This window comes from Shinella sp. M27 (assembly GCF_049199905.1).
Taxonomy (GTDB): Bacteria; Pseudomonadota; Alphaproteobacteria; order Rhizobiales; family Rhizobiaceae; genus Shinella.
The window spans coordinates 31,613-58,533 of the sequence record NZ_JBLZPK010000032.1; the positions used below are offsets into that span (position 1 = coordinate 31,613).

At 65.0% G+C, this 26,921-nt stretch carries 28 protein-coding genes; 11 read left to right on the top strand and 17 right to left on the bottom strand.

Annotated features, from left to right (window positions below; translation table 11 throughout):
• Complete coding sequence (xseA, locus tag ACOZK4_RS12345; protein ID WP_421592130.1) at positions 1 to 1,602, bottom strand: exodeoxyribonuclease VII large subunit; 1,602 nt, start codon at positions 1,600 to 1,602, stop codon at positions 1 to 3.
• Positions 1,603 to 1,674: 72 nt separating this feature from the next.
• Complete coding sequence (locus tag ACOZK4_RS12350; protein ID WP_421592131.1) at positions 1,675 to 2,451, bottom strand: helix-turn-helix domain-containing protein; 777 nt, start codon at positions 2,449 to 2,451, stop codon at positions 1,675 to 1,677.
• Positions 2,452 to 2,577: 126 nt separating this feature from the next.
• Between ACOZK4_RS12350 and ACOZK4_RS12355 the strand changes: the two genes are divergently transcribed.
• From ACOZK4_RS12355 to ACOZK4_RS12370, 4 genes are all read left to right on the top strand, one after another.
• Positions 2,578 to 2,988 (top strand): hypothetical protein, encoded by a 411-nt coding sequence (locus tag ACOZK4_RS12355; protein WP_421592132.1) that lies wholly within the window; start codon positions 2,578 to 2,580, stop codon positions 2,986 to 2,988.
• Between the two features lie 139 nt (positions 2,989 to 3,127).
• The gene (locus ACOZK4_RS12360; RefSeq protein ID WP_421592133.1) at positions 3,128 to 4,153 is read left to right on the top strand and encodes a histone deacetylase family protein; all 1,026 of its coding nucleotides are present in this window, start codon (positions 3,128 to 3,130) and stop codon (positions 4,151 to 4,153) included.
• A 99-nt stretch (positions 4,154 to 4,252) separates the two neighbouring features.
• Entirely contained in the window at positions 4,253 to 5,158 is a 906-nt protein-coding gene (locus ACOZK4_RS12365; protein WP_421592134.1) for an EamA family transporter, read from the top strand.
• 74 nt (positions 5,159 to 5,232) lie between these two features.
• Positions 5,233 to 5,895, top strand: coding sequence for an OmpA family protein (locus ACOZK4_RS12370; protein WP_421592135.1), 663 nt, complete (start codon positions 5,233 to 5,235; stop codon positions 5,893 to 5,895).
• 40 nt (positions 5,896 to 5,935) lie between these two features.
• Here ACOZK4_RS12370 and ACOZK4_RS12375 read toward each other — a convergent pair whose 3' ends face one another.
• A complete protein-coding gene (locus ACOZK4_RS12375) occupies positions 5,936 to 6,715 on the bottom strand; it encodes a lipo-like protein (protein ID WP_421592249.1) in 780 nt (259 codons plus the stop codon).
• Positions 6,716 to 6,879: 164 nt separating this feature from the next.
• On the opposite strand from ACOZK4_RS12375, the gene mbfA reads away from it, so the two are divergent.
• Positions 6,880 to 7,863, top strand: coding sequence for an iron exporter MbfA (mbfA, locus tag ACOZK4_RS12380; protein WP_421592136.1), 984 nt, complete (start codon positions 6,880 to 6,882; stop codon positions 7,861 to 7,863).
• A gap of 250 nt (positions 7,864 to 8,113) precedes the next feature.
• Here the strand turns inward: mbfA and pheT are convergent, their stop codons facing one another.
• The 6 genes from pheT to infC all read right to left on the bottom strand — a co-directional run bounded on the left by pheT (position 8,114) and on the right by infC (position 14,002).
• A complete protein-coding gene (gene pheT / locus ACOZK4_RS12385; RefSeq protein ID WP_421592137.1) occupies positions 8,114 to 10,540 on the bottom strand; it encodes a phenylalanine--tRNA ligase subunit beta in 2,427 nt (808 codons plus the stop codon).
• Between the two features lie 24 nt (positions 10,541 to 10,564).
• The gene (gene pheS / locus ACOZK4_RS12390) at positions 10,565 to 11,650 is read right to left on the bottom strand and encodes a phenylalanine--tRNA ligase subunit alpha (RefSeq protein ID WP_421592138.1); all 1,086 of its coding nucleotides are present in this window, start codon (positions 11,648 to 11,650) and stop codon (positions 10,565 to 10,567) included.
• On the bottom strand, positions 11,643 to 12,509 hold the full coding sequence (locus tag ACOZK4_RS12395) for a lipopolysaccharide kinase InaA family protein (protein WP_421592139.1): 867 nt from the start codon (positions 12,507 to 12,509) through the stop codon (positions 11,643 to 11,645). Before ACOZK4_RS12395 ends, pheS begins: the two co-directional genes overlap by 8 nt.
• Positions 12,510 to 12,596: 87 nt before the next feature.
• Positions 12,597 to 13,001 (bottom strand): 50S ribosomal protein L20, encoded by a 405-nt coding sequence (rplT, locus tag ACOZK4_RS12400; RefSeq protein ID WP_119257270.1) that lies wholly within the window; start codon positions 12,999 to 13,001, stop codon positions 12,597 to 12,599.
• Between the two features lie 38 nt (positions 13,002 to 13,039).
• Positions 13,040 to 13,243: a 50S ribosomal protein L35 gene (rpmI, locus tag ACOZK4_RS12405; protein WP_117367528.1), complete on the bottom strand. Its 204-nt coding sequence runs from the start codon at positions 13,241 to 13,243 to the stop codon at positions 13,040 to 13,042.
• Positions 13,244 to 13,465: 222 nt separating this feature from the next.
• Entirely contained in the window at positions 13,466 to 14,002 is a 537-nt protein-coding gene (gene infC, locus ACOZK4_RS12410; protein WP_117367530.1) for a translation initiation factor IF-3, read from the bottom strand.
• A gap of 237 nt (positions 14,003 to 14,239) precedes the next feature.
• Between infC and ACOZK4_RS12415 the strand changes: the two genes are divergently transcribed.
• Together ACOZK4_RS12415 and ACOZK4_RS12420 are read left to right on the top strand one after the other, a co-directional pair.
• The gene (locus ACOZK4_RS12415) at positions 14,240 to 15,055 is read left to right on the top strand and encodes an alpha/beta hydrolase (RefSeq protein ID WP_421592140.1); all 816 of its coding nucleotides are present in this window, start codon (positions 14,240 to 14,242) and stop codon (positions 15,053 to 15,055) included.
• Between the two features lie 124 nt (positions 15,056 to 15,179).
• Positions 15,180 to 15,788: a transglutaminase-like cysteine peptidase gene (locus tag ACOZK4_RS12420; protein ID WP_409530419.1), complete on the top strand. Its 609-nt coding sequence runs from the start codon at positions 15,180 to 15,182 to the stop codon at positions 15,786 to 15,788.
• Between the two features lie 59 nt (positions 15,789 to 15,847).
• Here the strand turns inward: ACOZK4_RS12420 and ACOZK4_RS12425 are convergent, their stop codons facing one another.
• Positions 15,848 to 16,846: an aldo/keto reductase gene (locus tag ACOZK4_RS12425; RefSeq protein ID WP_421592141.1), complete on the bottom strand. Its 999-nt coding sequence runs from the start codon at positions 16,844 to 16,846 to the stop codon at positions 15,848 to 15,850.
• 149 nt (positions 16,847 to 16,995) lie between these two features.
• Here ACOZK4_RS12425 and ACOZK4_RS12430 point away from each other — a divergent pair, with 149 nt between their 5' ends.
• Positions 16,996 to 17,886, top strand: a complete 891-nt coding sequence (locus ACOZK4_RS12430) for a LysR family transcriptional regulator (RefSeq protein WP_421592142.1) — start codon at positions 16,996 to 16,998, stop codon at positions 17,884 to 17,886.
• Here ACOZK4_RS12430 and ACOZK4_RS12435 read toward each other — a convergent pair.
• Together ACOZK4_RS12435 and ACOZK4_RS12440 are read right to left on the bottom strand one after the other, a co-directional pair.
• Positions 17,883 to 18,326 (bottom strand): GNAT family N-acetyltransferase, encoded by a 444-nt coding sequence (locus ACOZK4_RS12435; RefSeq protein ID WP_421592143.1) that lies wholly within the window; start codon positions 18,324 to 18,326, stop codon positions 17,883 to 17,885. The genes ACOZK4_RS12430 and ACOZK4_RS12435 overlap by 4 nt on opposite strands.
• A 2-nt stretch (positions 18,327 to 18,328) precedes the next feature.
• Entirely contained in the window at positions 18,329 to 19,279 is a 951-nt protein-coding gene (locus tag ACOZK4_RS12440) for an aldo/keto reductase (protein WP_421592144.1), read from the bottom strand.
• A 158-nt stretch (positions 19,280 to 19,437) separates the two neighbouring features.
• Here ACOZK4_RS12440 and ACOZK4_RS12445 point away from each other — a divergent pair, with 158 nt between their 5' ends.
• Entirely contained in the window at positions 19,438 to 20,424 is a 987-nt protein-coding gene (locus tag ACOZK4_RS12445; RefSeq protein WP_421592145.1) for a Gfo/Idh/MocA family protein, read from the top strand.
• Positions 20,425 to 20,440: 16 nt separating this feature from the next.
• Here ACOZK4_RS12445 and ACOZK4_RS12450 read toward each other — a convergent pair whose 3' ends face one another.
• Genes ACOZK4_RS12450 through ACOZK4_RS12460 form a run of 3 tightly spaced genes read right to left on the bottom strand, consistent with a single transcriptional unit; the run spans position 20,441 to position 22,631 of the window.
• Complete coding sequence (locus tag ACOZK4_RS12450; RefSeq protein WP_313530174.1) at positions 20,441 to 20,785, bottom strand: ArsC family reductase; 345 nt, start codon at positions 20,783 to 20,785, stop codon at positions 20,441 to 20,443.
• A 47-nt stretch (positions 20,786 to 20,832) separates the two neighbouring features.
• On the bottom strand, positions 20,833 to 21,453 hold the full coding sequence (locus ACOZK4_RS12455) for a YitT family protein (RefSeq protein WP_421592146.1): 621 nt from the start codon (positions 21,451 to 21,453) through the stop codon (positions 20,833 to 20,835).
• An 8-nt stretch (positions 21,454 to 21,461) separates the two neighbouring features.
• Positions 21,462 to 22,631 (bottom strand): amino acid aminotransferase, encoded by a 1,170-nt coding sequence (locus tag ACOZK4_RS12460; protein ID WP_421592147.1) that lies wholly within the window; start codon positions 22,629 to 22,631, stop codon positions 21,462 to 21,464.
• 150 nt (positions 22,632 to 22,781) lie between these two features.
• Here ACOZK4_RS12460 and ACOZK4_RS12465 point away from each other — a divergent pair, with 150 nt between their 5' ends.
• Together ACOZK4_RS12465 and ACOZK4_RS12470 are read left to right on the top strand one after the other, a co-directional pair.
• Positions 22,782 to 23,261: an Lrp/AsnC family transcriptional regulator gene (locus tag ACOZK4_RS12465; RefSeq protein ID WP_421592148.1), complete on the top strand. Its 480-nt coding sequence runs from the start codon at positions 22,782 to 22,784 to the stop codon at positions 23,259 to 23,261.
• Between the two features lie 62 nt (positions 23,262 to 23,323).
• Complete coding sequence (locus ACOZK4_RS12470; protein WP_421592250.1) at positions 23,324 to 24,193, top strand: endonuclease/exonuclease/phosphatase family protein; 870 nt, start codon at positions 23,324 to 23,326, stop codon at positions 24,191 to 24,193.
• Here ACOZK4_RS12470 and ACOZK4_RS12475 read toward each other — a convergent pair.
• Positions 24,165 to 25,625 carry a phospholipase D-like domain-containing protein gene (locus ACOZK4_RS12475; protein ID WP_421592149.1) on the bottom strand — a complete coding sequence of 487 codons (1,461 nt, stop codon included), beginning with the start codon at positions 25,623 to 25,625 and terminating at the stop codon, positions 24,165 to 24,167. The genes ACOZK4_RS12470 and ACOZK4_RS12475 overlap by 29 nt on opposite strands.
• A 129-nt stretch (positions 25,626 to 25,754) precedes the next feature.
• Positions 25,755 to 26,813 carry a peptidase M14 gene (locus tag ACOZK4_RS12480; RefSeq protein ID WP_421592150.1) on the bottom strand — a complete coding sequence of 353 codons (1,059 nt, stop codon included), beginning with the start codon at positions 26,811 to 26,813 and terminating at the stop codon, positions 25,755 to 25,757.
• Positions 26,814 to 26,921 lie beyond the last annotated feature (108 nt).

Genomic DNA, 26,921 nt, shown 5'->3' on the forward strand with positions numbered 1-26,921 from the left:
TCAGAACAGCGAGCCCTGGCGCGGTGCCGGTTTGGCCGCCTCCGCTTCCGGCTTGGCCGGCTTCTTGCGGGGTGGCGTGCCGCCACCCGAAGGGGTGCCCGTGCCGGTGATGGCCTCGACGCTGCCATCGGCGAATTCGATGGCGATTGCGCGGCCGGGGCCAAGCGCTGTCGCCCCCTTCACTGGCACGCCGTCCTCGTCGCGCACCAGCGCATAACCGCGCTTCAGCACGTTGCGATAGGAGAGCGACTGCAGCACGCGGTCCTGTGCCTGGACGAGGGCGCGACGGCGCGAGAGATCGCCGGATAGCGCGCTTTCGGCTCGCAAGGCCAGGCCCTTGAGCTTGTCGCGCGAACGCTCGGTCTGCGCCTTGATGCGGGCGGGCGTGGCGCGCAGCGACACGTCGAAGGCGGAGAGGCGGGCGCGCAGCTGGTCGAGCCGGCGCTCTACGATGCGCTCGGCGCGCAGCACGCGATCGGCCACGCGCTGGCGGCGCTCGGCGATGCGGGTCAGCAGCATGTCGGGCCGCAGATGCGCAGACGTGCGTTCGAAGGCCCGGCGCTTGTTGACGGTGTTCATGTGCAGGCCGCGCCCAAGACCGGCGGCCGCCTCGTCGAAGCGGCGGCGCGGCAGCGCCAAAAGCTGGTCGAGCGAGGGCAGCGCGCGGGCAAGCGCACGAACGCCCTGGCGGCGATTGTCCATCTGCCGGGCCGTCGCGCCGCGCAGGCGGGCGGCAAGCGAGGCGACTTCGGCGTCGAGATCGGCCTTCACGGGCACGGCCATTTCGGCGGCTCCCGTCGGTGTCGGCGCGCGGCGGTCGGCGGCGTGGTCGATCAGCGTCCAGTCGGTTTCGTGGCCGACGGCCGAGATCAGCGGGATTTTCGAGGCGGCGGCGGCGCGCACGACGATCTCGTCGTTGAAGCTCCAGAGGTCTTCCAGACTGCCGCCGCCGCGCGCCACGATGAGCACATCCGGGATGCGGATCGGCCCGAGTGGATCGAGCGTGTTGAAGCCCTCGATGGCAGCCGCGACTTCCTGTCCCGAACCTTCGCCCTGCACCTTGACGGGCCAGACGACGACATGGACCGGAAAACGATCGGCGATGCGGTGGAGAATGTCGCGGATGACGGCACCGGTGGGCGACGTGATGACGCCGATGACCTTCGGCAGGAAGGGCAGCGGCTTCTTGCGTTCGGTATCGAACAGGCCTTCGGCGGCAAGCTTGCGGCGGCGTTCTTCCAGCAGCGCCATCAGCGCGCCGGCGCCGGCGGGCTCCAGCGCCTCGATGACGATCTGGTATTTCGACGAGCCGGGGAAGGTGGTGATCTTGCCGGTGGCGATCACCTCCATGCCCTCTTCCGGCTTGAAGCGCAGGCGCGAAAAGCTGCCCTTCCAGATAACGGCGTCGATGCGCGCCTTGTCGTCCTTCAGCGAGAAATAGGCATGTCCCGAGGAATGCTGGCCGCGATAGCCGGAAATCTCGCCGCGCACCCGCACCTGGTCGAACGCCTGCTCGATGGTGCGCTTGATGGAGCCGGACAGGTCCGACACCGAATATTCGGTGAGGTTGGTCGGCGAATCAGTCTCGGAAAAGAAGCTCATGGCCCAAGTGTAGTGCGTTTGGCGCGGCAGGACAGGGTGGAGCGGCGGGCATCCCCAGCACTGTTGCGAACGTTACGCGGCCTCGAAATGTGCCCGCGTCTCGGCATCGGCGGGGAAGAAGCTCTCGATCAGCACGCCCTGCACCAGCGCATCCTGCGCCGAGCCGAAGGAGGTCAGCGTGGTGATCCAGTTGAAGCGCTTCGTGCCGATCTTCATCTCGATGGGCAGGATCGGCAGGCGGTCGCCCTCCGGGAAGGTTTCGAGCGCCGCCTTGATGTCGTCCGCGGCGGCGAGCCGCTCGATGCGCTTGAGGAGCGGGCTGCGCGGCCCCTGCAGCCAGGCCTCCGCTCGGATGCGGTGCACGAGATCGGCGGCCGATTGCGCCCAGTTGACGACGATGGAGCGCAGCGGTGTCGGGCCAAGATAGGCATCGAGGAAATTGTCGCCGGGCGAGACGGCGATGCCCGCCATGCCGGCAAGGCCGAGAAAGGCCTGGTTGGCCGTCAGCACATTGTATTCATGATCGAAGACGACGCCCGGATAGGGATCGTGCCGGCCGAGGATGAGGCCGATCGCCTCGGCGACGGCGGGCGGCACGGCGGCTAGGCTTTTGGCCGGCGCCGTGCCGAAGCGCGGGCGAAAACCGGCGGCGGAAAACAGCAGGCCCTGATCGCGCGCGGGAATGTCGAGCACGGCGGAGAGCCGCAGGATCATGCCTTCCGAAGGGCGCGAGCGGCCGGTTTCGAGGAAGGAGAGGTGGCGCGAGGAAATGCCGGCCTCATTTGCCAGTTCCAGCTGGCTCATGCGCCGGTGGCTGCGCCATTCCTTCAGGTGTTCGCCGAATTCCATTCTCGCCTCCACTGATTGCCCATGCACTCAACACGAGGCGGGGCATGATTTCCATTACCTCTGACGTAATTGGTTTGCGACGGGGCGCGGGGCAGGATCGGCCCATCGAAACGAAAGGAGCCCATCATGTTCGCCACCCTCAACCGCAATCTCTTGAAGTCCATCATGCTGTTCGACGGCGTCTTCTCGCTTGCCACCGCCAGCCTGCTCTTCGCCTTTTCCGGCCCGCTCAGCGGCCTCGTCGGTCCGCTCGTTACACCCGGCATTCTCCTGGCCTTCGCCGTCTTCTTCGTCTTCTGGGGCGGTTTTCACCTCGCCGTCGGCCGGCAGGAGCAACCGTCGCCCGCCGCCGTGCGCTTTGCCATCATCGGCGATGCGCTTTGGGTGCTTGGCAGTGTGGCCGTGCTCGTTCTCGGTCATGGCAGCCTGACGGCCGTCGGCATGGGCCTCATCGCCGTCGCCGCCGTCGCGGTTGCCGATATCATGCTGATCAAGCAGATCGGCCTTGGCCGCCAGCGGAAGGCCCTGCTCGCCTGAAGCATGGATCGTCCCGCAATCCGCACGGCCATCGGCTGGGGCGGATTTGCATTTTGGGCGAAAACCTACCCCGCGGGAGAGATTTCCCTTGCCGGAAAAATGCACTACCGTCGCGTCCAAATGACAATGGGGACTTTTCATGCGCGTTATCTTTTCCGAGGACCACAAGCTCAGGAACGCTCGCAGCGAGCTTTACGGCGGCGAGCTCGTGCCGCCCTTCGAGGCACCGTTCCGGGCCGAATGGATTCTGGCTGCGGTGAAGGAGGCCGGCTTTACCGATATCGCCGCCCCGGAGCGGCACGGCCTCGAAACCGCGCACAAGGTGCATGACGCCGGCTACCTGTCCTTCCTCCAGACCGCCTGGACGCAGTGGCAGGCCGCCGGCTACAAGGGCGAGGCGATCGCCACGTCCTTCCCCGTGCGCCGCACCTCGCCGCGCATCCCCACCCAGATCGACGGCCTGCTCGGCTACTATTGCAACGCCTCGGAAACGGCGATCTCGCCCGGCACCTGGGAGGCGGCGCTCTCCTCCATGCAGACGGCGCTGACGGCAGCCGATATCGTCGCCGGCGGTGCCAAGTCCGCCTTCGCGCTCTGCCGCCCGCCCGGCCACCATGCCGGCATCGATAGTTTCGGCGGTTATTGCTTCATCAACAATGCCGCCGTCGCCGCCCAGCGCTTCCTCGACAAGGGCGCGAAGAAGGTCGCGATCCTCGACGTCGATTTCCACCACGGCAACGGCACGCAGGACATTTTCTACGAGCGCGACGACGTCTATTTCGCCTCGCTGCATGGCGATCCGGCCGAGGCCTTCCCGCATTTCCTGGGTTATGCCGAGGAGACCGGCAAGGGCGCCGGCTTGGGTTACACGCAGAATTACCCGATGCCGCCGGGCACGCCCTATTCCGTCTGGGAGGCGGCGCTGAAGGATTCGCTGAAGCGCATCGAAGCCTTCGGCGCGGAAGTGATCGTGCTCTCGCTCGGCGTCGATACCTTCGAGGAGGACCCGATTTCCTTCTTCAAGCTGACCTCGCCGGATTACATCACGATGGGCAAGGCAGTCGCGGCGACCGGTGTGCCGGTCCTCGTCTGCATGGAAGGCGGCTACGGCGTGCCGCAGATCGGCCTCAACGTCGCCAACACGCTGAAGGGTATTACGGGCTGATATCTTGCATCAAAATTACTGAAGTAAGGCGTCACGATTATCCATTTGTCTGATGGCAGCCCCTCCTCTAGGACTGGGTGTCCTAGGGGAGGAGTTATTATGGCAGATCAACAGGCGGCGGCCGGCGGCGGTCTCTCGGGCTCGGGCAATGCGGGGCTCTTCACGGGCATCCTGCTGTGCTTCGGCTCGATGTCGAGCATCCAGTTCGGCTCGGCCTTTTCGGCGACGGCGATCCATGCCTTCGGGCCCTCGACGACGACCTTCCTGCGTCTTGTCATGGCCGCGGCGATCCTCGCGCTGATCGTGCGCCCGCCGATGCGCTCCTACAGCCGCGAACAGTGGAAGAGTGCCGCCCTGCTCGGCGCCACCATGGCGGCGATGACGCTGTGTTTCTTCGCGGCGATCGCCCGCATCCCGCTCGGTCTCGCCGTTGCCATCGAATTCCTCGGGCCGCTGGCGGTCGCCACCTGGTCGCTCGGCAAGGACTGGCGGCTGATCTGGCCGGTCGCGGCCTTTGCCGGCGTCGTGCTCCTGTCGCATGACGGCGCGGGCTGGGTCGGCGATCCCGTGGGCATGCTGTTCGCCTGTGGCGCGGGCGTCGGCTGGGGCACCTATATCATCCTCATGAAGAAGACCGGGGCGGTGTTCAAGGGGCTGGAGGGCCTTTCCATGTCGCTCCTCTTCGCCGCCATCGCCGCCGCCCCCTTCGGCCTGCCGCGCGTCGGCGAGGCGTTGAACCCGGAGGGGCTCGGGATGATGCTCGGCCTTGCCGTTCTCGTGCCGCTCTTCCCCTATGCGCTGGAGATGATTGCGCTGCGCCGCATGCCCATGTCGGCCTTCGGCATTCTGATGAGCCTGGAGCCGGCGCTCGGCGCGCTTGCCGGCTTCCTCGTGCTCAGCCAGCCGATGACGCCGTTGCAGATGCTCGGCACGGCGCTGGTCGTGGCGGCGAGTGCGGGTGTCACATCGAGCGGAAACGGCGAGGGTGAGGGGAAAACCGCCTGAAAACGGCCCTCTTTCATGTTCCTGCCGCAATCGCTAGGTTGAAGCAGAATCATCGACGTTTCCGGGGACACTCCATGTTGAAGAAAGTTGCGCTCGTCGCGCTCGCCGCGACCTACCTTTCCGCCTGCACGACGACGGATCCGTATACGGGCGAGCAGAAGGTTTCCAACACGGCCGGCGGTGCCGCCATCGGTGCGGGCGTCGGCGCGGTCGCGGGCCTGCTCATCGGCAACAACCCCGTGCAGCGCCGCAATGCCGCGCTGATCGGCGCGGGTGTCGGCGCGCTCGCCGGCGGCGCCATCGGCAATTACATGGACAACCAGGAATCGGAGCTGCGCGCGCAGCTGCAGGGCACCGGCGTTTCGGTGACGCGCGTCGGCGACCGCATCGTGCTCAACATGCCCTCGAATGTCACCTTCGCGACGGACCGCGACCAGGTGATCCCGCCGTTCTATCCGACGCTCGATTCGGTGGCGATCGTGCTGCGCAAGTTCGACAAGACGCTGATCGACGTCGACGGCCACACCGATTCGGTCGGCAATGCCGGCTACAACATGGATCTCTCCAACCGCCGCGCCAATTCGGTCGCCAATTACCTCGCCTCGCGCGGTGTCGATCCGCGCCGCATGTCGGCCATGGGCTACGGCCTGGAGCGCCCGATCGCTTCCAACGCGACGGAAATGGGACGCGCGCAGAACCGCCGCGTGGAGATTTCCATCTCGCCGCTCAAGAACTGAGCCACGACGCTTTCATTGCCGGACGTTGCGAGGGGCCGTTTTACGGCCCTTCTCTGTTTGGCGCCCATTCCAGCCGCTTGTAGTCGAAGCCGTATTCCAGCGTCGGCTTGACGATCTCGAAATAGGGCGAGAGGTCGAAGTCGCGCGGCGTGTAGAGCGAGTGGTGGCGGATGTGCAGGATTTCCTCGCGCGAATAGGTCGAGGTGGCGGCGGCATGGCCGGGCGCGCGCGTCACGTCCGGCAGGATCGGGTAGCGGATGCGCTCGAAGCCCTCGGCGATCAGCGTCGAACAGATCGCTCGCGTCGGATCGCCCGAGCCGAAGGCGATCATGCGGCGGCGCCAGCGCACCGGGATGGGCGGCGTGGGCAGGAAATAGCGCAGCATGTCGGTGATGTTCTTCAGGTCGTATTTCAGCCCAAGCCGCGAGACCATGAAGGAGACCAGCATGTCGCGGTCGTCGGGCGTCAGGCCGACGGGGCGGCAGATGCGGGTGTTGTAGGTGCGGTATTTGGTGAGCGGCACCGCCACGCAACCTTCGCCGAGATTGACCTCGATGAGCTGCGGCCGTTCGGTTGCGCGCAGGGCGGCCTGGTCGAGCGTCAGCGGCACCTGGTCACCGACGAAGAGGGCGGCGTGCGACCAGGTCGATTGCGTGAGGTATTTGATCGCCGCCGAGACCTTCTGGTTACCCTCGATCAGCAGGATATCGCCCGGTCGCAGCGTGCGCGCCAGGGTCTCGGGGTCTGAGGGCGTGTAGGGCTCGTAGCCGGAGGTCTGGCTTTCCAGCCGGTCGGCGAGTTTTCGGCCGAGACGGTCCATCAGCGTGTCGCGGCCTGCGGAAAGAGGCTTCAGTGCGGCGGTCACGTCTCATCCCTTGCAGTCTTGTCGGCCTCCACTCTAGCCCTACGCGCGACATCCTGTCGAGGTTGACCAAACGCCATCGCATCTTATATTTAGAATTATTCTAAATTGGATGTCCGACGATGTTCTCCCGCCTTCTCCGCCCCGGCAAACGCAGCCTCGAATCGCTGAGCGAACAGGAAATCCTGGCGCTCGCCATCACCTCCGAAGAGGATGACGGACGCATCTATCTCGCCTATGCGGATGCGCTGCGCGACGCCTATCCCAATTCCGCCCGTGTCTTCGAGGAGATGGCGGCGGAGGAGAGCCATCACCGCCAGATGCTGATCGACCGGCACATCGCCCGCTTTGGCGACCGCATTCCGCTGGTGCGGCGCGAATTCGTGCGGGATTTTCCGGAGCGCAAGCCGGACTGGCTGATCGGCAACATGCCGCTGGAAAGTATCCGTGCGCAGGCGGAAGCCATGGAGGCGGCGGCGCACCGCTTTTACCTGATGGCGGCGGCGCGCACGCAGGATGCGGCGACGCGAAAACTGCTGGGCGATCTGGCGCTGGCGGAGAAATCGCACGAATCGCTCGCCCGGCGGCTCGGCGAGAAGCACACCCCTGCGGACGTGAAGGAAGAGGAAGACCAGACGGCGCGGCGGCAATTCGTGCTGACCTATGTGCAGCCCGGCCTTGCCGGCCTGATGGACGGCTCGGTCTCGACGCTCGCACCGATCTTCGCCGCGGCCTTCGCCACGCAGGATACCTGGCAGACCTTCCTCGTCGGCCTGTCGGCCTCGGTCGGCGCCGGCATCTCCATGGGGTTCACGGAAGCCGCCCATGACGACGGAAAACTCTCCGGGCGCGGCTCGCCGGTCAAACGCGGCCTTGCCTCCGGCATCATGACGGCGCTCGGCGGCCTTGGCCACGCGCTGCCCTATCTCATTCCGAACTTCATGCTGGCGACGAGCATCGCCGTCTTCGTCGTGTTCGTGGAACTGTGGGCGATCGCTTTCATCCAGAACCGCTATATGGAGACGCCGTTCTGGCGCGCGGCGATGCAGGTCGTGCTGGGCGGCAGCCTCGTGCTGGCAGCCGGCGTGCTCATCGGCAATGCGTGATCACGAACCTGCGGGGCGGTTCATGTCGCTGACGACCCAGCGGAAGAAAAGATAGATGCCGAAGCCCATGGCGGCGACAGGCAGAAGATTGGCAATGGATTCCATTTTGACCTCGTTATCCCTCCTGAGGAGGGAATTAAGGTTTCGCTAACCATTCCGCAATCCACCCGCCGGTGACGGTGCGTTCACAAATTGCGACCACCCCTCACGAAACGGAAAACGGGGCGTTACCGCCCCGCTTTTTGTGTGATCAGGCGCGTAGCGCGCCTCCCGTCGTCTTCACGACATTGCCGACGATCTTGGCGGTCAGCGCCTCGAAATCCTCATCCGTCAGCGTCTTGTCGGTCGGCTGGATGACGACCTCGATAGCGATCGACTTCTTGCCTTCCCCGACCGAGGCGCCCTCGAAGACGTCGAAGACGTTGACGGCGGAGATCAGCTTGCGATCGGCGCCGGTCGCGGCGCGCACGATGGCGCCCGCTTCCACCGTCTTGTCGACGACGAAGGCGAAGTCGCGCTTGACGGCCTGGAAGGGCGAGAGGTCGAGCGCCGGCTTGGTGCGGGTCGCCTTCCTCTTCGGGTCGGGCATGGCATCGACGAAGATCTCGAAGCCGGCAAGCGCGCCGGAGACGTCGAGCGCGCCGAGCGCCTTCGGATGGAATTCGCCGAAGTAACCGAGAACGATCTTCGGACCCATCTTGATCGTGCCGGAGCGGCCCGGATGATACCAGGCCGGCGCGCCGGGCTCGATCTGCACATTGCCCATCGGCAGGCCGCAAGCCTCGATCACGGCGAGCGCATCGGCCTTGGCGTCATAGACATCGACCGGCTTGCCGCCGCCCTTGGCGGCATTCGACCACAGGCGGCCGGACCCGGCGAGCGACGCCGTGCCACGGCGGATACCGCCGGCCACGCGGCGCTGGCCCTCGGGCCGGTCGTTCTCATAGGTGCCGGACACTTCGAACAGCGCGACGTCGCCGTAACCCTTGTCGGCATTGCGCTGGGCGGCTGCGAGCAGGCCCGGCAGCAGCGAGGGGCGCATGTCCGACATGTCTGCGGCAATCGGGTTCGACAGCGCAAGCGACGGCGCACCGCCGCCGAACAGCTCGGCATGCGCCTTCGGGATGAAGGACCAGGTGACGGCTTCCAGCATGCCGCGCGCGGCAAGCGCGCGCTTCGCAAGGCGCGAACGGATCTGCAGCGTCGTCAGGATGCGGCCGTTGACCGAACCATGGCTTTCGAGCGGCGACGGCTTGATGTTGTCGACGCCGTGGATGCGCATGACCTCTTCGACGAGGTCCGCCTTGCCGTCGACATCGGGACGCCAGGAGGGGACCGCGACAGAGACGCGCTCGCCGGAGCCCGTCACGGTGAAGCCGAGGCGGGTCAGAATATTGGCGCTTTCGGCTTCCGATACGTCCAGACCGGTCAGGCGCTTCACCTCGGCGAAGGGGAAGTCGACGATCTTGGCGTCATAACCCTTGTAGCCGACGACATCCGTCTTGGCCGGCGTGCCGCCGCAGAGTTCGAGCACCAGTTCGGTGGCACGCTCGAGGCCGGGCACCATGTATTCCGGATCGACGCCACGCTCGAAGCGGTAGCGCGCATCGGTGATGATGCCGTGCGAACGGCCGGTCTTGGCGACGTTCATCGGATCCCAGAGGGCCGATTCGATCAGCACGTCGACGGTGTTCTCGTCGCAGCCGGAATGTTCGCCGCCCATGATGCCGCCGATGGATTCGACGCCATTGTCGTCGGCGATGACGACGTTGGCCGGGTTCAGCGTATATTCGCGCGTGTCGAGCGCCAGCACCTTTTCGCCCTCGGTCGCGCGGCGCACGACGAGATTGCCCTTCACCTTGGCCGCGTCGAAGACATGCAGCGGACGGCCCTGGTCGAAGGTCATGTAGTTGGTGATGTCGACGAGCGCGTTGATCGGGCGAAGGCCGATGGCGATGAGCCGCTGCTGCATCCAGCGCGGGCTCGGGCCGTTCTTGACGCCGCGCACGAGACGCAGCGCAAAGCCGGGGCACAGATGATCGTCGCCGCCGAGCTCCAGCCTCACCTTGACCGGCGTTTCGCCTTCGACCTTGAAGGACGGGGCCTTCGGGGTCTTGAGCGTGCCGAGGCCGGAGGCGGCGAGGTCGCGGGCAATGCCAAAAATGCTCGTGCAATCAGGGCGGTTCGGCGTCAGGTTGATCTCGATGACCGGATCGTCGAGGCCGACATAGGAGGCGTAGCTCGTGCCCACGGGCGCATCGGCGGAAAGCTCGATGATGCCGTCATGGTTGTCGGAGATTTCGAGTTCCTTCTCCGAGCACATCATGCCGCGGCTCTCGACGCCGCGGATCGTGCCGACGGCGAGCGTCACGTCGATGCCGGGCACATAGGTGCCGGGCGCCGCGAAGGCGCCGACGAGGCCGGCGCGGGCGTTCGGCGCGCCGCAGACGACCTGGATCGGGTCGCCCTTGCCAGTATCCACCATCAGGACGCGCAGCTTGTCGGCATTCGGATGCTGTTCGGCCGAGACGACCTTGGCGATAACGAAGGGCTTGAACGCCGCCTTGTCGTCGACGTCTTCCACTTCAAGGCCGATCGCCGTCAGCTTCGCGCAGATGTCTTCGAGCGAGGCGTCGGTGTCGAGGTGGTCCTTCAGCCAGGAGAGCGTGAATTTCATGGATAGTTTCTCCTTGGATGCCGGTTATGCGCTGAGGCCGCCGAACAAAGTCGGCATGTCGAGCGGGCGGAAGCCGTAGTGGCTCAGCCAGCGGACGTCGGCGTTGAAGAAGTCGCGCAGGTCGGGCATGCCGTATTTCAGCATGGCGATGCGGTCGAGGCCCATGCCCCAGGCAAAGCCCTGATATTCGTCGGGATCGAGACCGCCGGCGCGCAGGACGTTCGGGTGAACCATTCCGCAGCCGAGGATTTCCATCCAGTCGGTGCCTTCGCCGAACTTGACGATCGGGCCGGACGAGCGGTCGCACTGGATGTCGACCTCGAAGGACGGCTCGGTGAACGGGAAGAAGGACGGGCGGAAGCGCATGGTGACGCTGTCGACCTCGAAGAAGGCCTTGCAGAACTCTTCCAGCACCCAGCGCATGTTGGCGACATTTGCCTTTTTATCCACCACGAGGCCTTCGACCTGGTGGAACATCGGCGAGTGGGTCGCGTCCGAATCCTGGCGATAGGTTTTTCCCGGAATGATGATGCGGATCGGCGGCTTCTGCGCCTCCATGGTGCGGATCTGCACGGGCGAGGTGTGCGTGCGCAGCACCTTGCGGTCGCCGTTCTCGTCCGCGGGGAAGAAGAACGTGTCGTGCATCTCGCGGGCCGGGTGGCCCTCGGGGAAGTTCAGCGCCGTGAAGTTATAATAGTCGGTCTCGACATCAGGGCCTTCGGCGATGGAAAAACCCATATCGGCGAAGATGGCGGTGATCTCGTCGACGATCTGGCTGATCGGATGGATGCGGCCGCGCTCGGCCGGCGACGAGCGGACCGGCAGGCTGACATCGACCGTCTCGGCCTTCAGCCGGGCGTCGATGGCAGCATCGCGCAGAGCGGTCTTGCGCTCGGTGATGGCGTCGGTCACGCGCGTCTTCAGCGCGTTGATCGCCGCGCCGCGCGTCTGGCGTTCTTCCGGCGACATGGTGCCGAGCGTCTTCAAGAGGTCCGAGACGGAGCCCTTCTTGCCGAGCGCGGACACGCGCACGGCTTCGATCGCCGCCTCGTCGGAGGCCGCGGCAATGTCGGTGAGGAGCTGCTTTTCCAGTGTGTCGAGTTCAGTCATCTTTACCTGCTTTGCTTGCGTCGGCCGGGCGGGGAGCGTTCAGGAGAACCTCGGATAGGTAGCCAGTTGCGGCGAGGAAGCGCCTGAGATCACTACCCATGTGCACGCGCCCGATCAATCGGGTTGGCGACAAAAACTTGCCGAGGAACCGGAGCATTTTCACCAGTTCCGCATTGATTCCCGCCGGCGCGGCATGGCGCCAGGCGGCAAAGGCTTTATCGGCGGTCTCGCGCCCGAGAAGGGCGCGGTCGGCGATCTGCAGGAAGAGCAGCCAGAGGTCGCGCGCCTGCGCCGCCGCAAGCGGCATGGCTGCCTCCGGCTCCTCCTCGAAATCCATGAAGCCGATCGCCTCGCCGGCAAGGAAGAAATCGCGCGGATGCGGCCGTCCGTGACAGAGGCCCTTTGCATGCAGCGCACCGAGATGGGCGGCACAGGCAACGAGCAGATCGTCATGGGCGGCAGGATCGGTCGCGGCGAGCGCCTTGAGGCGAGCTGTGATCGTCGGCGCGACGTCGGACAGAACGAGTGCGCTGCCGGAGGAATAAAGCACCCGCGGCACCGGCACGCCAGCTGCGGCAAAAGTCTCGATGCGGCGGATTTCCCGCGCGATCATGCCTGCTCCGTCGAGCGCGGGGGAGGGTCGCAGGAAGGGCTGGCCGAGTAGGCGGGCGAGTGTTGTCTGCGCCCTAGTCCAGACCGGCGGGCGCTCGGTGCCGTAGCGCTTGATCCAGACCGCGCCGAATGACAGGTCCACGCGCTCGACGCGGCGTGTTTCGCGCGTCAGCGCGGCAAGCAGCGTCTCGATGTCCCCGTCGGTCATCCGGGGGATCGTCTCAAGCGCGAGAAGCTTGCCGTCCATGGCTGCAATCCTGGTTGAAAGCAAAAACCCGCACCGGTTCCCCGGCGCGGGTTTCACAACGAAGCGAAGATTTGTTGTGAGCGCCGGTTAGTTGACGGCGGTCTCAAACTCGTTCTTCGTGCCGGCGTCCTTGAGGTATTCCAGAGCCTTCTTGGCGGCTGCGACGAGCGCGCCGAAAGCTGCGGTCTCATGGATCGCCATGTCCGACAGAACCTTGCGGTCAACTTCGATGCCAGCCTTGTTCAGGCCGTCGATGAAGCGGCCGTAGGTCAGGCCGTGCTCGCGGACGGCAGCGTTGATGCGCTGGATCCAGAGAGCGCGGAAGTTGCGCTTGTTGACCTTGCGGTCGCGGTAGGCAAACTGCTTGGAACGGTCAACCGCTGCCTTGGCGGCGCGGATGGTGTTCTTGCGGCGGCCGTAGAAACCCTTGGCTGCCTTCAGCGTCTTCTTGTGCTTGGCGTGGGAAGTTACGCCGCGTTTTACACGTGCCATGTCATGATCTCCTTAACGTTTCAAAAGCGCGATTAGTCTCAGAGACCGTTCGGCAGGTAGTTCTTGACCACCTTCTTGCCATCCGGCTCGGCCAGCACCATGGTGCCGCGTGCGTCGCGAATGAACTTGTTGGAACGCTTGATCATGCCGTGGCGCTTGCCGGCGGCGGCAGCGACGACCTTGCCGGTCGCGGTGATCTTGAACCGCTTCTTGGCAGACGATTTCGTCTTCATCTTGGGCATTTTGCTACTCCATTCTTCTTGAATTCGAGAGGCACTGACGAAGGCGCCTCTCCAGCGTAAAGAACGGCCACGGCATGCCCTGCCGGACCGTTCGGACGGCGGCTTGTAACCGAAGTCCTTTTAAAGCGCAACCGGATTCCGCAAAACGGGATGTTCCAGAGGCGGAAATGGAAAAGCCGCCCCGAAAGGCGGCTTGATCCGTGCGGTCCGGGGACCGATGGCTCACTTCGGCGCGAGCACCATCATCATCTGGCGTCCCTCGAGCTTCGGCTCGGCTTCGACCTTGGCGATCGCCAGCGTGTCTTCCTTGACCTGAAGGAGAAGCTTCATGCCGAGTTCCTGGTGGGCCATTTCGCGGCCGCGGAACTTCAGCGTCACCTTCACCTTGTCGCCTTCTTCGAAGAAGCGGTTCATCGCCTTCATCTTCACGTCGTAATCGTGCGTGTCGATGTTCGGGCGCATCTTGATTTCTTTGATCTCGACGATCTTCTGCTTCTTGCGCGCTTCGGCTGCTTTCTTCTGGTTGGAATATTTCAGCTTGCCGAGGTCAAGGATCTTGCAGACGGGCGGTTCGGAGTTCGGTGAAATCTCCACGAGATCGAGGCCGGCTTCTTCCGCCATGCGGAGCGCCTGATCGGTGGGAACGGTGCCGTGGTTGGTGCCTTCGGCATCGATGAGCTGGACGCGGGGAATACGGATTTCCCGGTTGGAACGCGGGCCGTCTTTGACGGGGGCTTCCGCTTTAAAGGGTCTGCGAATGGTCGTGTTCTCCTCGAACTGTTTCGAACGATATGAATCTGTGCGGCGACCGGGCCGTTTTGCCGGATAGACGGCGTTTTCGGCAATGTGTTGATCGCGCTTGTGAAGTCAATAGCACGCGGCGCGGAAAAAATCACCACCTGTCCTTGCGTGCGCGAATCTGGTCTAGCTCGGGGCCAAAGACCGGCAAAAAGGCGCTTTTGCATGGGGTCGGTGCACGGACAGGAGATAGGGACGATGGCGGCGAACGGCAACGGTGCGGGTGCGGATTTCATCACGGTGGGCACGGGCGACGCCGCCCGGCGGATCGCCGTAGCGCTTCAGCCCGCGGCCTCTGGCAACGCGCTTGCCCATCTCGTCTGGCTCGGCGGCTATCGTTCCGACATGAGCGGCACCAAGGCCGTGGAACTCGCCGCCCTTGCCGGGCGGATCGGCACGGCCGCAATCCGCTTCGACTATTCCGGCCATGGCATCTCGGGTGGGGCGTTCGTCGAAGGCACGATCTCGCGCTGGCTGGAGGAATCACTCGCCGTCATCGACCATGCGGCAACGGTGCTCGGCACGCGCCGCGTCGTGCTCGTCGGTTCGTCCATGGGCGGCTGGATCGCGCTGCGCGCCGTCGCCGAGCTGGCCAAGCGCAAGGACATCGACATCGCCGGCCTCGTGCTGATCGCGCCGGCGCCGGATTTTACCTCGGAACTGATCGAGCCGAATCTGACGGAGGCCGAGCGCACCGCCCTTGCCGAGCGCGGCCAGTTCGAGGAGCCGACGCCCTATGGTCCCGATCCGAACATCTATACGCTTGCTCTCATCGAGGACGGGCGGAAAAATCGCGTGCTCGACGGCGCCATCGAGACGGGCTGCCCGGTGCATATCCTGCAGGGCATGGCCGATCCCGATGTGCCCTATGCCCATGCCGTGCGGCTGATGGAGCATCTGTCCGGCGACGACGTGGTGCTGACGATGATCCGCGACGGCGACCATCGCCTGTCGCGCCCGCAGGATATCGCCAAGATTCTGGAAACTGCGGAGGTTTTTGCGCGCCTCGCTTAGGCGGGGGCGTGTCGTCGCGAACACATCTTAACCATATTCGCGCATCGCCAATTCTGATGATTGACGAGTAGGCCTCCTCACCGTTAACTCTTTGTTAACGATTAGGGGACGTTACATGGCACGAATGATTGGTGCGAAGGCTGGGGCGGCGGCGTTTTTTGCTCTGCTCATTTCTTCTTCCTCGGCTTTCACGGCGCCCGCGTCCGCCCTGTCCATGAAGACGGGCAGCGTGACCTCCCAGCCGATCGGCCATTACGAATTCTGCCAGACCAACAAATCCGAATGCCAGGCCGGCGTGCGCAACCAGGCGCCCGCCAAGGTCACGGAATTCGGCTGGTCGGTCGTTCGCCAGATCAATGCCAGCGTCAACCGCGACATCACGCCGATGACGGACAAGGAACTGCACGGCCGCGACGAATTCTGGTCCTATCCCGATGGCGCCGGCGACTGCGAGGACTTCGTTCTCCTGAAGCGCAAGAAGCTGATGGAAAAGGGCTTTGCCGTCGGCGATCTGCTGATCACGGTCGTGCGCAAGCCGGATGGCGAAGGCCATGCCGTGCTGACGCTGCGCACCACCGAGGGCGATTTCGTGCTCGACAACCTCAACAACGAGGTCAAGCTCTGGACGACGACGCCCTACCGCTTCCTGAAGCGCCAGGCCTCGTTCCATGCCGGCCGCTGGGTCTCCATCGAAAATGGCGATGCCGTAATGGTGTCGTCGGTCGGCCAGTAAACATTTTTCCGGCGGGGGGCTGCCGAAAGGCCGCGGAGCGATCCGCGGCCTTTGTCGTTTCAGCGGTTGGCCATTGCCGCCTGTTGCTGCGAATAGCGCCCGCCGGACACCTTTGCCGGCGAAAGCAGGTCGCCGAGACGGGCGGCTTCCTCCTGCGTCAGCGCCACATCCGCGGCCGCAGCATTCTGCTCGAGATGCGGCACCTTGCTGGCGCCGGGGATCGGTACGATGAAATCGCCCTGCGCCAGCACCCAGGCGAGCGCCAGCTGCGCCGGGGCGACGCTCTTTTGCGCCGCCATCTCTTCGAGCGCCGTGATCAGCGCCAGATTGGCATCGAAATTCTCCGCCTCGAAACGCGGCAGGGAGCGGCGGAAATCGTCGGCGGAGAGGCCGTCGAGCTTCTTCAGTGCACCGGTCAGCACGCCGCGGCCGAGCGGGCTGAAGGGCACGAAGCCGATGCCGAGGGTGCGGCAGGTGTCGAGCACGCCGTTCTCCTCGACGTCGCGGGTCCACAGCGAATATTCGCTCTGCACGGCGGCGATCGGATGCACGGCATGGGCGCGGCGGATCGTTTCGGCGCTCGCCTCGGACAGGCCGAGCGCCTTCACCTTGCCCGCGCGCACCAGATCGGCCATCGCACCGACCGTTTCCTCGATCGGCACGGCCGGATCGACGCGGTGCTGGTAGTAGAGATCGATGACATCGGTGCCGAGCCGTTTCAGCGAGGCCTCGGCGACCGCCTTGACGTTTTCCGGCCGGCTGTCGGTGCCAACCATCATCTGGGCAGCCGGCTTGGTCGCGTCGATGCGGAAGCCGAACTTGGTCGCGATGACCACCTTGTCGCGCACCGGCTTCAGCGCCTTGCCGACGAGGATTTCGTTCTTGTAGGGGCCGTAGACCTCTGCCGTATCGAACAGCGTGATGCCGAGATCGACGGCGCGGTGCAGCGTGTTGATCGCCGCCGTCTCGTCGTCGGCGGGGCCATAGGCATGGCTCATGCCCATGCAGCCGAGGCCGAGGGCGGAAACGTCGAGCGTGCCGAGATGTCTGTGTTTCATGACGGATTCCTTCTTGATGGGACCGATGGGAGAGGTCCGCGGGCCGGGCGGCGAAGCGGTCGCCGTCATCCGGTAGGCTCAATCTAGGGCACAGAACTTCCGCTGAAAATGGATGCAAAAGCCAATGGCTTGTTCTATCTGTTGGAACAATGAACCGGACCCAGCTTTCCCAACTCGCCGTGCTGGCCATCGTCGCCGAGGCGCGCAGCTTCCGCAAGGCGGCGACCACGCTCGGTATCGCCCCCTCCGCCGTCAGCCATGCCGTCACCGCGCTGGAGGCGAGCCTCGGCGTGCGGCTGATCGCCCGCACCACCCGCAGCGTCGCGCCGACGGAGGAGGGGCGGCAATTGCTCGACACGCTGGCGCCGGCGCTGGCCGATATCGATGCCGCCATGGAGGCGCTGGCGGAGCGGCAGACCCGGCCCGCCGGGCCACTGCGCATCACCATGCCGCTGATCGCCGCGGAAGACATCGTCATGCCCCGCCTCGGCGCCTTTCTCTTGGAGTATCCCGAGATCGAGCTGGAATTGCGCACCGACGACCGCTTCGAGGATATCGTCGAAAAGGGGTTTGATGCGGGGCTGCGGCTTGGTGAACATCTGGAGGCCGATATGATCGCGATCAGGGCGAGCGGCCCGTGGCGTGGTCTCGTTGTCGGCGCGCCGGCCTATTTCGAGAAACACCCCAAGCCGCAGCAGCCGCGCGACCTCATGCAGCATCGCTGCATCCGCCGCCGCTTTTCCAGCGGTCGCATCTATCGCTGGGAGTTGGAAAGGGACGGGCGGCTGGTGACGGTGGATGTATCGGGACCGCTGATCGTCTCCGACCAGCGGCTGATGCGCGCCGCTGCGATGGACGGCGCGGGCCTCGCCTATGTCTTCGACCAGCGGGTGACCGAGGATATCGCCGCCGGCCGGCTGGTGGCGGTGCTGGAAGACTGGTGCCCGGCCTTCGACGGGTTCTCGATCTACTATCCCTCGCGTCGCCAGATGCGCCCGGCGCTGCGCGCCTTCGTCGATTTCTTCCGCTACCGGAGTTAGGTCATTAGCCGGTAGCGGATGTGGTCGTCGGTCTCGACATAGCTGTCATAGAGCTTTCGGGCGCGCGCATTGTCCCGCGCCGTGTGCCAGTAGATCCCGCTCCAGCCGTGCCGCTTGGAAATGCCGATGAGATCGTCGATCAGCGCGCGGCCCGCGCCCTTGCCGCGGACCGTGTCGTCTATGAAGAGGTCTTCGAGATAGCCCTCCGGCGCGATGCTCCAGGTGGAGTCGTGATAGTGGTGGATGGCGAAGCCGATCACCGCGCCGTCCTCCTCGGCAAGGCGCATCGCCATGCGGGAGCCGGCATCGAGGATGCGCGCCCAGGTGAAGGCGGTCACCTCTTCGGCCACCTCGGTCTTGTAGAAGGCGAGATAACCGGCCCAGAGCCTTCGCCAGGCCGCTTCGTCGCTTTCGAGCGGATCGCGGATGATGAGGGCCATGGTCACGCTCCTGCCGCGTCGAGGGCGGCGATCTGCTGGGACGAGAGCGACAGGGCCGCCGCCTTCATCAGGCTGTCGAGCTGGGAGAGGTTGGTGGCGCTGGCGATCGGCGCGGTGACGGCGGGTTTCGCCATCAGCCAGGCAAGCGAAATCTCGGCCGGCGTCGCACCCGTTTCCGCCGCCACCTGATCGAGCGCCGCGAGAATGCGCAGGCCCCGGTCGTCGAGATAGCGCGCCACATCCTCGCCGCGCGTCCTGCCTTCGGTATCGGCCGCCGTGCGGTACTTGCCGGTCAGGAAGCCGGAGGCGAGGCTGAAATAGGTGATGACGCCAAGGTCTTCCTTGCAGCAGAGATCGGCCAGCGCGCCCTCGAAGCCGGCGCGGTCATAGAGATTGTATTCCGGCTGCAGCGCGGCGTAACGCGGCAGGCCCGCCGCGTCGGCGGCATCGAAGGAGGCCTGCAGCTGGGCCGCATCGAGGTTCGAGGCGCCGAAGGTCCGCACCTTGCCCGCCTTGACGAGACCGGCATGGGCTTCCAGCGTCTCCTCATAGGGCGTTTCTGGATCGGGCCAGTGCGAGAAGTAGAGGTCGATATGGTCGGTCTGGAGCCGGCGCAGCGAGTTCTCCACCTCCTCGACGATCCACGACTTGCGCAGATCCCGCCGGCCCTGGCCCATGTCGGAACCGACCTTGGTGACGATCACCACCTTGTCGCGCGACAGGCCCGAGCGCTTGAGCCACTTGCCGATGATCGTCTCGGATTCGCCGCCCTGATTGCCTGGCGCCCAACTGGAATAGACGTCGGCCGTGTCGATGGCGTTGAAGCCGGCGCCGGTGAAGGCGTCCAGAAGATCGAAGGAGGTCTTCTCGTCGGCCGTCCAGCCGAAGACGTTGCCGCCGAAGACGAGGGGCGCGATGGAAAGGCCGGTCCGGCCGAGGGAACGAAACTGCATGGGCTTCCTCCAAGGGATACGTGCTGAAATGACGGGCCAGCATAGGCCGGGTGCGCCCGCTTTGCACGCTGCCCCACAAGGCATTTTTTGCGAGCGTCCGCGCTTGCGAGGAACGTACCTCGCGACTAGTCTTCGGGCCAAATCAAGGAGACATCGCCATGCTGCGTTTCGGAATTCTGTCGACGGCCAAGATCGGCCGCGAACTCGTCGTGCCGGCCATCCAGGATGCGGAAAACTGCGTCGTGACGGCCATTGCCAGCCGCGACCTCGCCAAGGCCCGCGCCATGGCCGACCGGTTTTCCGTGCCGCATGCCTTCGGCTCCTACGAGGAGATGCTGGCCTCCGATACTGTTGATGCCGTCTATATCCCGCTGCCGACCTCGCAGCATGTGGAATGGACGATCAAGGCGGCGGATGCCGGCAAACACGTGCTCTGCGAAAAGCCGATCGCACTGCATGCCGGTGAGATCGATGCGCTGATTGCGGCGCGCGACCGCAACAAGGTGCTGATATCAGAGGCCTTCATGGTCACCTACAGCCCCGTCTGGCGCAAGGTGCGCTCGCTCTTGGCGGAGGGCGCGATCGGCAAGCTGCGCCATGTGCAGGGCGCTTTCACCTACTACAACCGCGACCCTGGCAACATGCGCAACGTGCCCGCACTCGGCGGCGGCGGCTTGCCGGATATCGGCGTCTATCCGACGATCACCACCCGTTTCGTCACCTGCAAGGAAGCGATCCGCGTGCAGGCGAGCACGGATCGTGACCCGGAATTCGGCACGGACATCTATTCGAGCGTGCGCGCCGACTTCGGCGATTTCGAACTGTCCTTCTATATCTCGACGCAGCTCGCTCAGCGCCAGATCATGGTCTTCCACGGCGACAAGGGTTTCATCGAGGTGAAATCGCCGTTCAATGCCGATCGCTACGGGGCCGAGGAAATCGAGTTGACCAATGCCTCGCACAGCGAGAGCCAGCTCTTCCGCTTCCAGGATGCGCGCCAGTACAAGCGTGAGGCGGAAGCCTTCACCAAGGCGGCGCTTGGCGAGAACGAGGAGATCGTGCCGCTGGAAAGCTCGGTCGAGAACCAGAAGCTCATCGACGCCATCTACCGCGCCAGCGAGAAGGACGGCTGGGAGCCGGTCTGAAGCCGGCCCCTGAAACTCAGAATAGCGTTTCGTAAATCTCCGGCTTGAAGCCGGCTGTGAGCGCCCCGTTGCGATCGAGCATGGGGCGCTTGATCATTGAGGGCTGGCCGAGCATGAGGGCTATCGCCTTCTTCGCGTCGAGGTCTTTCTTGTCTTCATCCGGCAGGGCGCGGAAGGTGGTGCCGGCGCGGTTGAGCACCGTCTCCCAGCCGAGCGCGTCGACGAAGCGCTTCAGGCTCTTTTCGTCGATACCTTCCGCCTTGTAGTCGTGGAACGTATAGGCGATGCCCTTGGCATCGAGCCAGGTGCGCGCCTTCTTCATCGTGTCGCAGTTCTTGATGCCGTAGATCGTGACGGTCACGCGTCTCTCCTTCAAGGTTTGGCCGTCTTCATAAGCCGGCAAAACGGTCACGTCACCCCGAGATAACGGCCGGGGCGGTGATTGATGGCGAGCGTCATGTTGACGACGACGGCGCCGAGCACGGAGAGCGCGAGCCGGTCGAGCGGGATGACGAAATAGGCGGCGGCGAGGATCGCGAGATCGACCGCCATCTGAAAATACCCGGCGCGCAAGCCGAAACGATCCTGAAGATAGATCGCCAGCACATTGATGCCGCCAAGGCCGGTGCGGTGGCGGAAGAGGATGAGCAGGCCGGTGCCCGACAGCGCGCCGCCCATGACCGCCGCATAGAGCGGATCGAGATGGGAGAAGGTGACGAGCTCCGAGGTTAGCCGGCTAAAGATGGAAACCAGCGTGACGGCGGCGAAGGTGCGCAGCGTGAATGCCCAGCCGAGTTTTTTGACCGCAAGGATGTAGAAGGGCAGGTTGACGGCGAAAAACAGCCACCAGAAACCGATGCCGCTTGCATATTGCAGGAGGAGTGCCAAGCCCGCCGTGCTGCCGGCGAGCAGCACGGCCTTGGTGTAGATGACCACGCCCAGCGCCACGAACAGCGTGCCGATGACGATGGCAATAAAATCCTCATAGGCGGAGTGGCGCTCCGCCTGGCTGGCAGTTTCGACGGACATGGTGTCTCTCAGAAGCTCAGGAACTTGGCGATGACGTCATCGACTTCCACCGTCTTCAGGCCGGCAATGTTGATGCGGCCCGAGGTCGGCATGTAGATGGCGTGCTCGGCGCGCAGCTTCAGCACCTGCGCCTCTTCCAGCGGCAGCAGCGAGAACATGCCCTCCTGCTCACGGATCGCCGTCAGTACCTGCCAGCGGGCGGAAAGCCCGGCGGCAAGCCGTTCGCGGATCGCGGTGACACGCAGGCGCATCGTCTCGATCTCGGCCATCCAGTCGGCCTTCAGCGCGGCGTCGCCGAGGATCATGCTGACGATGGCCGCGCCGTGGTCCGGCGGCATGGAATAGCTGGTGCGGGCGAGCGCTGCGAGATTGCTGCGCGCGGAGAGCGCCGTCTCGGCATTGCTGCAGGCGGCGTAGATCGCGCCGGTGCGCTCGCGGTAGAGGCCGAAGGACTTCGAGCAGGAGACGGCGACCAGCGCTTCCGGCACGGCGGTCAGCAGTGTGCGCAGACCCGCAGCGTCCTCGTCGAGGCCGCGGCCATAGCCCTGATAGGCGATATCGACGAGCGGCAGCAGGCCCTTTTCGGCGATGAGCGCGGAGACGGCGCGCCACTGCTCGTCCGTGAGGTTCGCGCCGGTCGGATTGTGGCAGCTCGCATGCAGCAGCACGGCGTCACCTGGGGCGGCACCGCCGAGCGCGTCCATCATGCGGTCGAACTGCACGCTTTGCGCGGGGATGTCGAAGAACGGATAGGTGATGACCTCAAGCCCGGCGGACTTGAAGATGCTGGCATGGTTCGGCCAGCTCGGCAGGCCGAGCCAGATGCCCTTGGTGCCCATGCGCGCCAGGAGATCGGCGGCAAGGCGCAGGGCGCCGGAACCGCCCGGCGTCTGAAGGCCGGCGGTGGCGCGGCCGCGACCGGCCTCGCCGGTGGTCAGCTCCCAAAGACGGTCGAGGAAGACGGGATCGCCTTCCGGGCCGACATAGGCCTTGGTCGGCTGCGTCTCGACGAGGCGCTTTTCGGCCTCCTTCACCGCGCGGAAGATCGGCGTGGCGCCCGTTTCGTCGCGATAGACGCCGACGCCGAGATCCACTTTGCCGGCACGCTCATCCGCCCGGAAAAGGCCGATCAGGGCGAGCAACGGGTCATCGGGCTGGCGGGTGAGGGCGTCGAACATGGCCGGGGTCCTGTCTGGGGTTGGTGTGAACGTGGTGTAAGTCAAAGTGCTCGCAAAATCGACCATGATATTGCGGAGAAAGCGCAAGAAGCTTTTGTCTTGTTGCGTTCATTCGCTAGATTGATGCAGATTTTTGCTGGAGTGGGCGGCGTGGACAAAAAGACGGCTGACGAAGTGGCGCTCGACCAGACCGACCGGCGCATCATCCGCCTGCTCGTCGAGGATGCGGGGCTCTCCAACAACCAGCTGGCGGAAAAGGTCGGCCTTTCGCCCGCGCCGTTGTCGCGACGCCTCGCGCGGCTGGAGGCGGGCGGCGTCATCCGCCACACCGTCATCGTCGATCCGCGCGCCGCCGGCATCGGTTTCCAGGCCTTTCTGGAGGTGACGCTGGAGCGCACGGCGCCGAAGGTCGGCGAGCGTTTCATCGATCTGGTGCGGCGCATGCCCGAGGTCGTCGAATGCCATACGGTGGCCGGCGATTTCGATTTCCTGCTGAAGATCGCGGTGAAGGATGTCGCGGATTACCGGCGGCTGCTGTGGAGCGAATTCGAACGCATCGGCGAGATCAAGACGTTGCGCTCGACCATCCTGCTCGACAGCCCGAAGATGCAGGTCAGCCCGCTGCCCTGACCACGTTTTCCGGAACCTTCTTGCGGCTTTGCGGTTGCCGATGGGGCGGGGCGGCCCATATGATGCAGGCAAAGCACGAGGAAGGACCTTTGGACAGGAACGGCAGGAACACATCGGCTGCGCTGCTGACGGCCATTCGCAACCGCCGCGGCCACCGGCCGCCAGAAAACAATCGTCCGGGCGACACCGTCATTGCCTCCTACAATGTGCACAAATGCATCGGCGTCGACCGGCGCTTCGATCCCGAGCGCACGGCAAGCGTCATCGCCGAGATCGATGCCGACGTCATCGCCATCCAGGAAGCCGACAAGCGCTTCGGCGAGCGTTCGGGCCTCTTGAAACTCGATATGCTGGAGCGCGATTGCGGCCTCGTGCCGGTGCCGATCACCGCGCTGTCGTCCACCGGCCATGGCTGGCACGGCAATATGATCATGATCCGCAAGGGCGCCGTCGGCGGCGTACGCCAGCTGAAGCTGCCGGGCGTCGAGCCGCGCGGCGCGCTGGTCGTGACGCTCGATCTTCCCACCGGCAAGCTGCGCCTCGTCGCCGCGCATTTCGGCCTGTTGAAGCGCTCGCGCGAACAGCAGGCCATGGCCATCCTTGCGTCCCTCGCAGAGGACGAGGCGATGCCCACCCTGCTCGTCGGCGATCTCAACGAATGGCGCGTCGGGCGGGGTTCGTCGCTTGCCCGCCTGCATCCGACCTTCGATCCGGCCTCCGGCGCAGTGCCGAGCTTTCCCTCGCGCTTTCCCGTGCTGGCGCTCGACCGGGCGCTCGGTCATCCGCACGATCTCGTCACCTCGGTGGAGGTGCATGATTCGCCGCTTGCCCGCATCGCGTCGGATCACCTGCCGATCAAGGCGCATATCGACCTGAAAGTCGTCTGGGAACGCTCGGCGGGGCCTACAGATAGGGCGAGCCAAGCCATGTGATGCGTTCGACGAGGCGTTGCACGAAGGGCCGTGCCCGCAGATCCTCCAGTTTCACCTGCTCGGATCCGGCAAGGGCGGCGCCGATGCGTGCGCTGATCAGCTCGGCGAAATCGTGGTCTGTCACCTCGATATCCACCTCGAAGTTCAGCCGGAGCGAGCGCGGGTCGATATTGGACGAGCCGACATAGGACCAGGCGTCATCGACGACCATGAGCTTGGAATGGTTGAAGGCGCCCGATGCCCGCCAGATGCGGCAGCCGTGTTTCAGCATCTGGTCGAACTGCGCGGTCATAGCGAGATCGACGAGCTTCAGGTTGTTGGCCGAGGGCACGATGATGTCGATCTCCACCCCGCGCCGCGCCGCCGTGACGATGGCGCTGATCAGCTCCCGGTCAGGCAGGAAATAGGGCGACATGATGCGGATGTGATGTTTTGCGACCGAGAGGGCGCCCATCAGCATGCGGTGATTGGTTTCCAGGCTCCTGTCGGGGCCTGAGGGAACGACGCGGGCAAGCATGCCGCTGTCGGGCGCATCCGGCGGCGGGGCGATCTGCCAGGCCGCGCCGGACAGTTCGCCGCCGCCGGAAAAGCGCCAGTCCTCGTAGGCGATACGGAAGAGATCGCTGACGACGGGGCCGGTCAGGCGGAAATGGGTGTCGACTGCGGCCCCGTCTCCGGCAAATTCGGCGCAGAAGCCGGCGCGGATGTTGAGCCCGCCGGTGAAGGCCACGCTGCCATCGACGATCAGGATCTTGCGGTGGGTGCGCAGGTTGGCATAGGGCAGGCGCAGGCCCATGACGATGTTGCCGTTGAACACATCGACCGGCACGCCCGCCCGCTTCAGCTCCGAGACGATGGAGGGAATGGAATAGCGGGCGCCGACCGCGTCGATCAGCACGCGCACCTCGACACCGCGCGTCACGGCGGCCGAAAGGGCTTCCACGAAGCGTTGGCCGGCCGCGTCACGGTCGAAAATATAGGTTTCGAGCAGGATGGAGCGCTCTGCCGCGTCGATGGCGGAGAGCATGGCGGCATAGGCCTCGTCGCCGGTCGCAAGCAGCCTGATCCGGTTGCCGGATGTCAGCTTGCAGCGCCCGACCGTATCGCCAAGCCGCTGCATGGCGGCGAGCGCCCGGCCGAAGGCCACCCGCATATGCTCGTTGGAAACGTCGTATTCGGCCCTGTGGTACCAGCCGGCGGCAATCAGCCCCTCGCGGCTGAGGTTCAACGTCTTGCGGCGGATGCGGTTAACGCCGCCAATGGCGTAGATGACGGGGCCGACGACGGGCGAGAGCACGATGACGCCGACCCAGCCGATCGCCGCCCGCACCTCTTCCTTCGTCATCGTCGCATGAATAGCGGCGGGAATGCCGAGGATGATCGACAAGGCGACGAGGATATGCGGCCAGTAGGCGGAGAGCGTCTCAAACATGATGCGTGCCGGTCACCGCTTGCAGTCTCCTCCCGCCATCGCCGCAAACCGGCTGGCCCGTCCCTTCCTATATATTGCTCCCGACAGGGCGATTGCGAGGGGCCAAAACCCCTCGCGGAGAAGATTCTCTCAGTCCTCGAGCGTACCGGGCTTGCGATCCTTGCGGGTCGCCTCGTGGCAGGCGATCTTCATCAGGTCGTCGCCGCGGCGCGCATAGCGGGCGGAGGCGCGGGTGGCGATCAGGCCGTCATGGGCCGCCGTCACGTCGATCGTGCCATCGGGTGCGCCCGGCCTGGTGATCAGCGTCGCCAGGAGATCGCCGGCCCTCACGCTGTCGCCGATGTCGCGATGGAAGAGTACGGTGCCCGGCTCGGGTGCGCGTACCATCTCGATATTGTCGAGCGGGATGGCCGGACCGCTATAGGTTTTCGCCGTATGGGCGGGATCGGTGACGACGCCGCGGCCGGCAAGGAAATCCCAGAGGCCGTCCGCATCGCGTTTGGCCATGTCGGGATAGACATCGCGCCGGCCGCGCAGCTCGACGGTGACGGAGAGACGGCCCGGAACGCGCTTCAGCTTGTCGCCGCCCTGATGCTTGAAGGCATGGCCGACGGCCTCCTCGAAGGCGGTGCTTTCGCCGTCGGAGAGGAATACGGCCTGCATGTCGAGCGCCGCCGCAAGGTCGGCCGCCTCCGGCCAGAAGGCTTCGTCGATATAGGCATATTGCAGGCTTTCGTCGTCGCAGTGCAGGTCGAGCATGAGGTCATGGCCGAGCGCCATGTGCAGCAGCGTGCGCTTCAGCCGGTCGGCAGCGCTGCGGCGGGCAAGGTTGTCCAGCAGGGTCTCGCGCTCGGCAAGCGCGATCAGCGGGTAGTCGCGGTTGAAATTGGTGCGCGATCCCAGATCGAAGCGGCCTTCCATCTCACCGAAATGGAACTGGGCGAGACCGATCGGATTGGCCTGCGGAATGACGGTGATGTCGCCGCGGATCGCGCCTTCGGCATCGGCCTTGCGCAGGCGTTCGAGCAGGAAGTGCAGCAGCGCCGTGCCGGGCAGTTCGTTGGCATGGAGCGCCGCCTGGATATAGACGGAGGGGGCGGCCGCATCGCTGCCCTTGAAGCGATAGACCGGCACGCGCCATTCGATGCCCGCCGTATCGCCGCCGATGATGATGTCCGAAATCTCCACGTCACGCCCTCGCTGAATCGTTTTTCGAAGGTTTATGCGAATTGGGCGAGACGGAAGCAAGTCCCCGGCACTGCCGCGCAAGAAACGGGTTGAAACAAGCCGGGCAAA

Bases quoted from the DNA above. Each gene is read 5' to 3' on its own strand.
- xseA (WP_421592130.1), bottom strand. From the start codon at position 1,602: ATGAGCTTCTTTTCCGAGACTGATTCGCCGACCAACCTCACCGAATAT.
- ACOZK4_RS12350 (WP_421592131.1), bottom strand. From the start codon at position 2,451: ATGGAATTCGGCGAACACCTGAAGGAATGGCGCAGCCACCGGCGCATG.
- ACOZK4_RS12355 (WP_421592132.1), top strand. From the start codon at position 2,578: ATGTTCGCCACCCTCAACCGCAATCTCTTGAAGTCCATCATGCTGTTC.
- ACOZK4_RS12360 (WP_421592133.1), top strand. From the start codon at position 3,128: ATGCGCGTTATCTTTTCCGAGGACCACAAGCTCAGGAACGCTCGCAGC.
- ACOZK4_RS12365 (WP_421592134.1), top strand. From the start codon at position 4,253: ATGGCAGATCAACAGGCGGCGGCCGGCGGCGGTCTCTCGGGCTCGGGC.
- ACOZK4_RS12370 (WP_421592135.1), top strand. From the start codon at position 5,233: ATGTTGAAGAAAGTTGCGCTCGTCGCGCTCGCCGCGACCTACCTTTCC.
- ACOZK4_RS12375 (WP_421592249.1), bottom strand. From the start codon at position 6,715: ATGGACCGTCTCGGCCGAAAACTCGCCGACCGGCTGGAAAGCCAGACC.
- mbfA (WP_421592136.1), top strand. From the start codon at position 6,880: ATGTTCTCCCGCCTTCTCCGCCCCGGCAAACGCAGCCTCGAATCGCTG.
- pheT (WP_421592137.1), bottom strand. From the start codon at position 10,540: ATGAAATTCACGCTCTCCTGGCTGAAGGACCACCTCGACACCGACGCC.
- pheS (WP_421592138.1), bottom strand. From the start codon at position 11,650: ATGACTGAACTCGACACACTGGAAAAGCAGCTCCTCACCGACATTGCC.
- ACOZK4_RS12395 (WP_421592139.1), bottom strand. From the start codon at position 12,509: ATGGACGGCAAGCTTCTCGCGCTTGAGACGATCCCCCGGATGACCGAC.
- rplT (WP_119257270.1), bottom strand. From the start codon at position 13,001: ATGGCACGTGTAAAACGCGGCGTAACTTCCCACGCCAAGCACAAGAAG.
- rpmI (WP_117367528.1), bottom strand. From the start codon at position 13,243: ATGCCCAAGATGAAGACGAAATCGTCTGCCAAGAAGCGGTTCAAGATC.
- ACOZK4_RS12415 (WP_421592140.1), top strand. From the start codon at position 14,240: ATGGCGGCGAACGGCAACGGTGCGGGTGCGGATTTCATCACGGTGGGC.
- ACOZK4_RS12420 (WP_409530419.1), top strand. From the start codon at position 15,180: ATGATTGGTGCGAAGGCTGGGGCGGCGGCGTTTTTTGCTCTGCTCATT.
- ACOZK4_RS12425 (WP_421592141.1), bottom strand. From the start codon at position 16,846: ATGAAACACAGACATCTCGGCACGCTCGACGTTTCCGCCCTCGGCCTC.
- ACOZK4_RS12430 (WP_421592142.1), top strand. From the start codon at position 16,996: ATGAACCGGACCCAGCTTTCCCAACTCGCCGTGCTGGCCATCGTCGCC.
- ACOZK4_RS12435 (WP_421592143.1), bottom strand. From the start codon at position 18,326: ATGGCCCTCATCATCCGCGATCCGCTCGAAAGCGACGAAGCGGCCTGG.
- ACOZK4_RS12440 (WP_421592144.1), bottom strand. From the start codon at position 19,279: ATGCAGTTTCGTTCCCTCGGCCGGACCGGCCTTTCCATCGCGCCCCTC.
- ACOZK4_RS12445 (WP_421592145.1), top strand. From the start codon at position 19,438: ATGCTGCGTTTCGGAATTCTGTCGACGGCCAAGATCGGCCGCGAACTC.
- ACOZK4_RS12455 (WP_421592146.1), bottom strand. From the start codon at position 21,453: ATGTCCGTCGAAACTGCCAGCCAGGCGGAGCGCCACTCCGCCTATGAG.
- ACOZK4_RS12460 (WP_421592147.1), bottom strand. From the start codon at position 22,631: ATGTTCGACGCCCTCACCCGCCAGCCCGATGACCCGTTGCTCGCCCTG.
- ACOZK4_RS12470 (WP_421592250.1), top strand. From the start codon at position 23,324: ATGCAGGCAAAGCACGAGGAAGGACCTTTGGACAGGAACGGCAGGAAC.
- ACOZK4_RS12475 (WP_421592149.1), bottom strand. From the start codon at position 25,625: ATGTTTGAGACGCTCTCCGCCTACTGGCCGCATATCCTCGTCGCCTTG.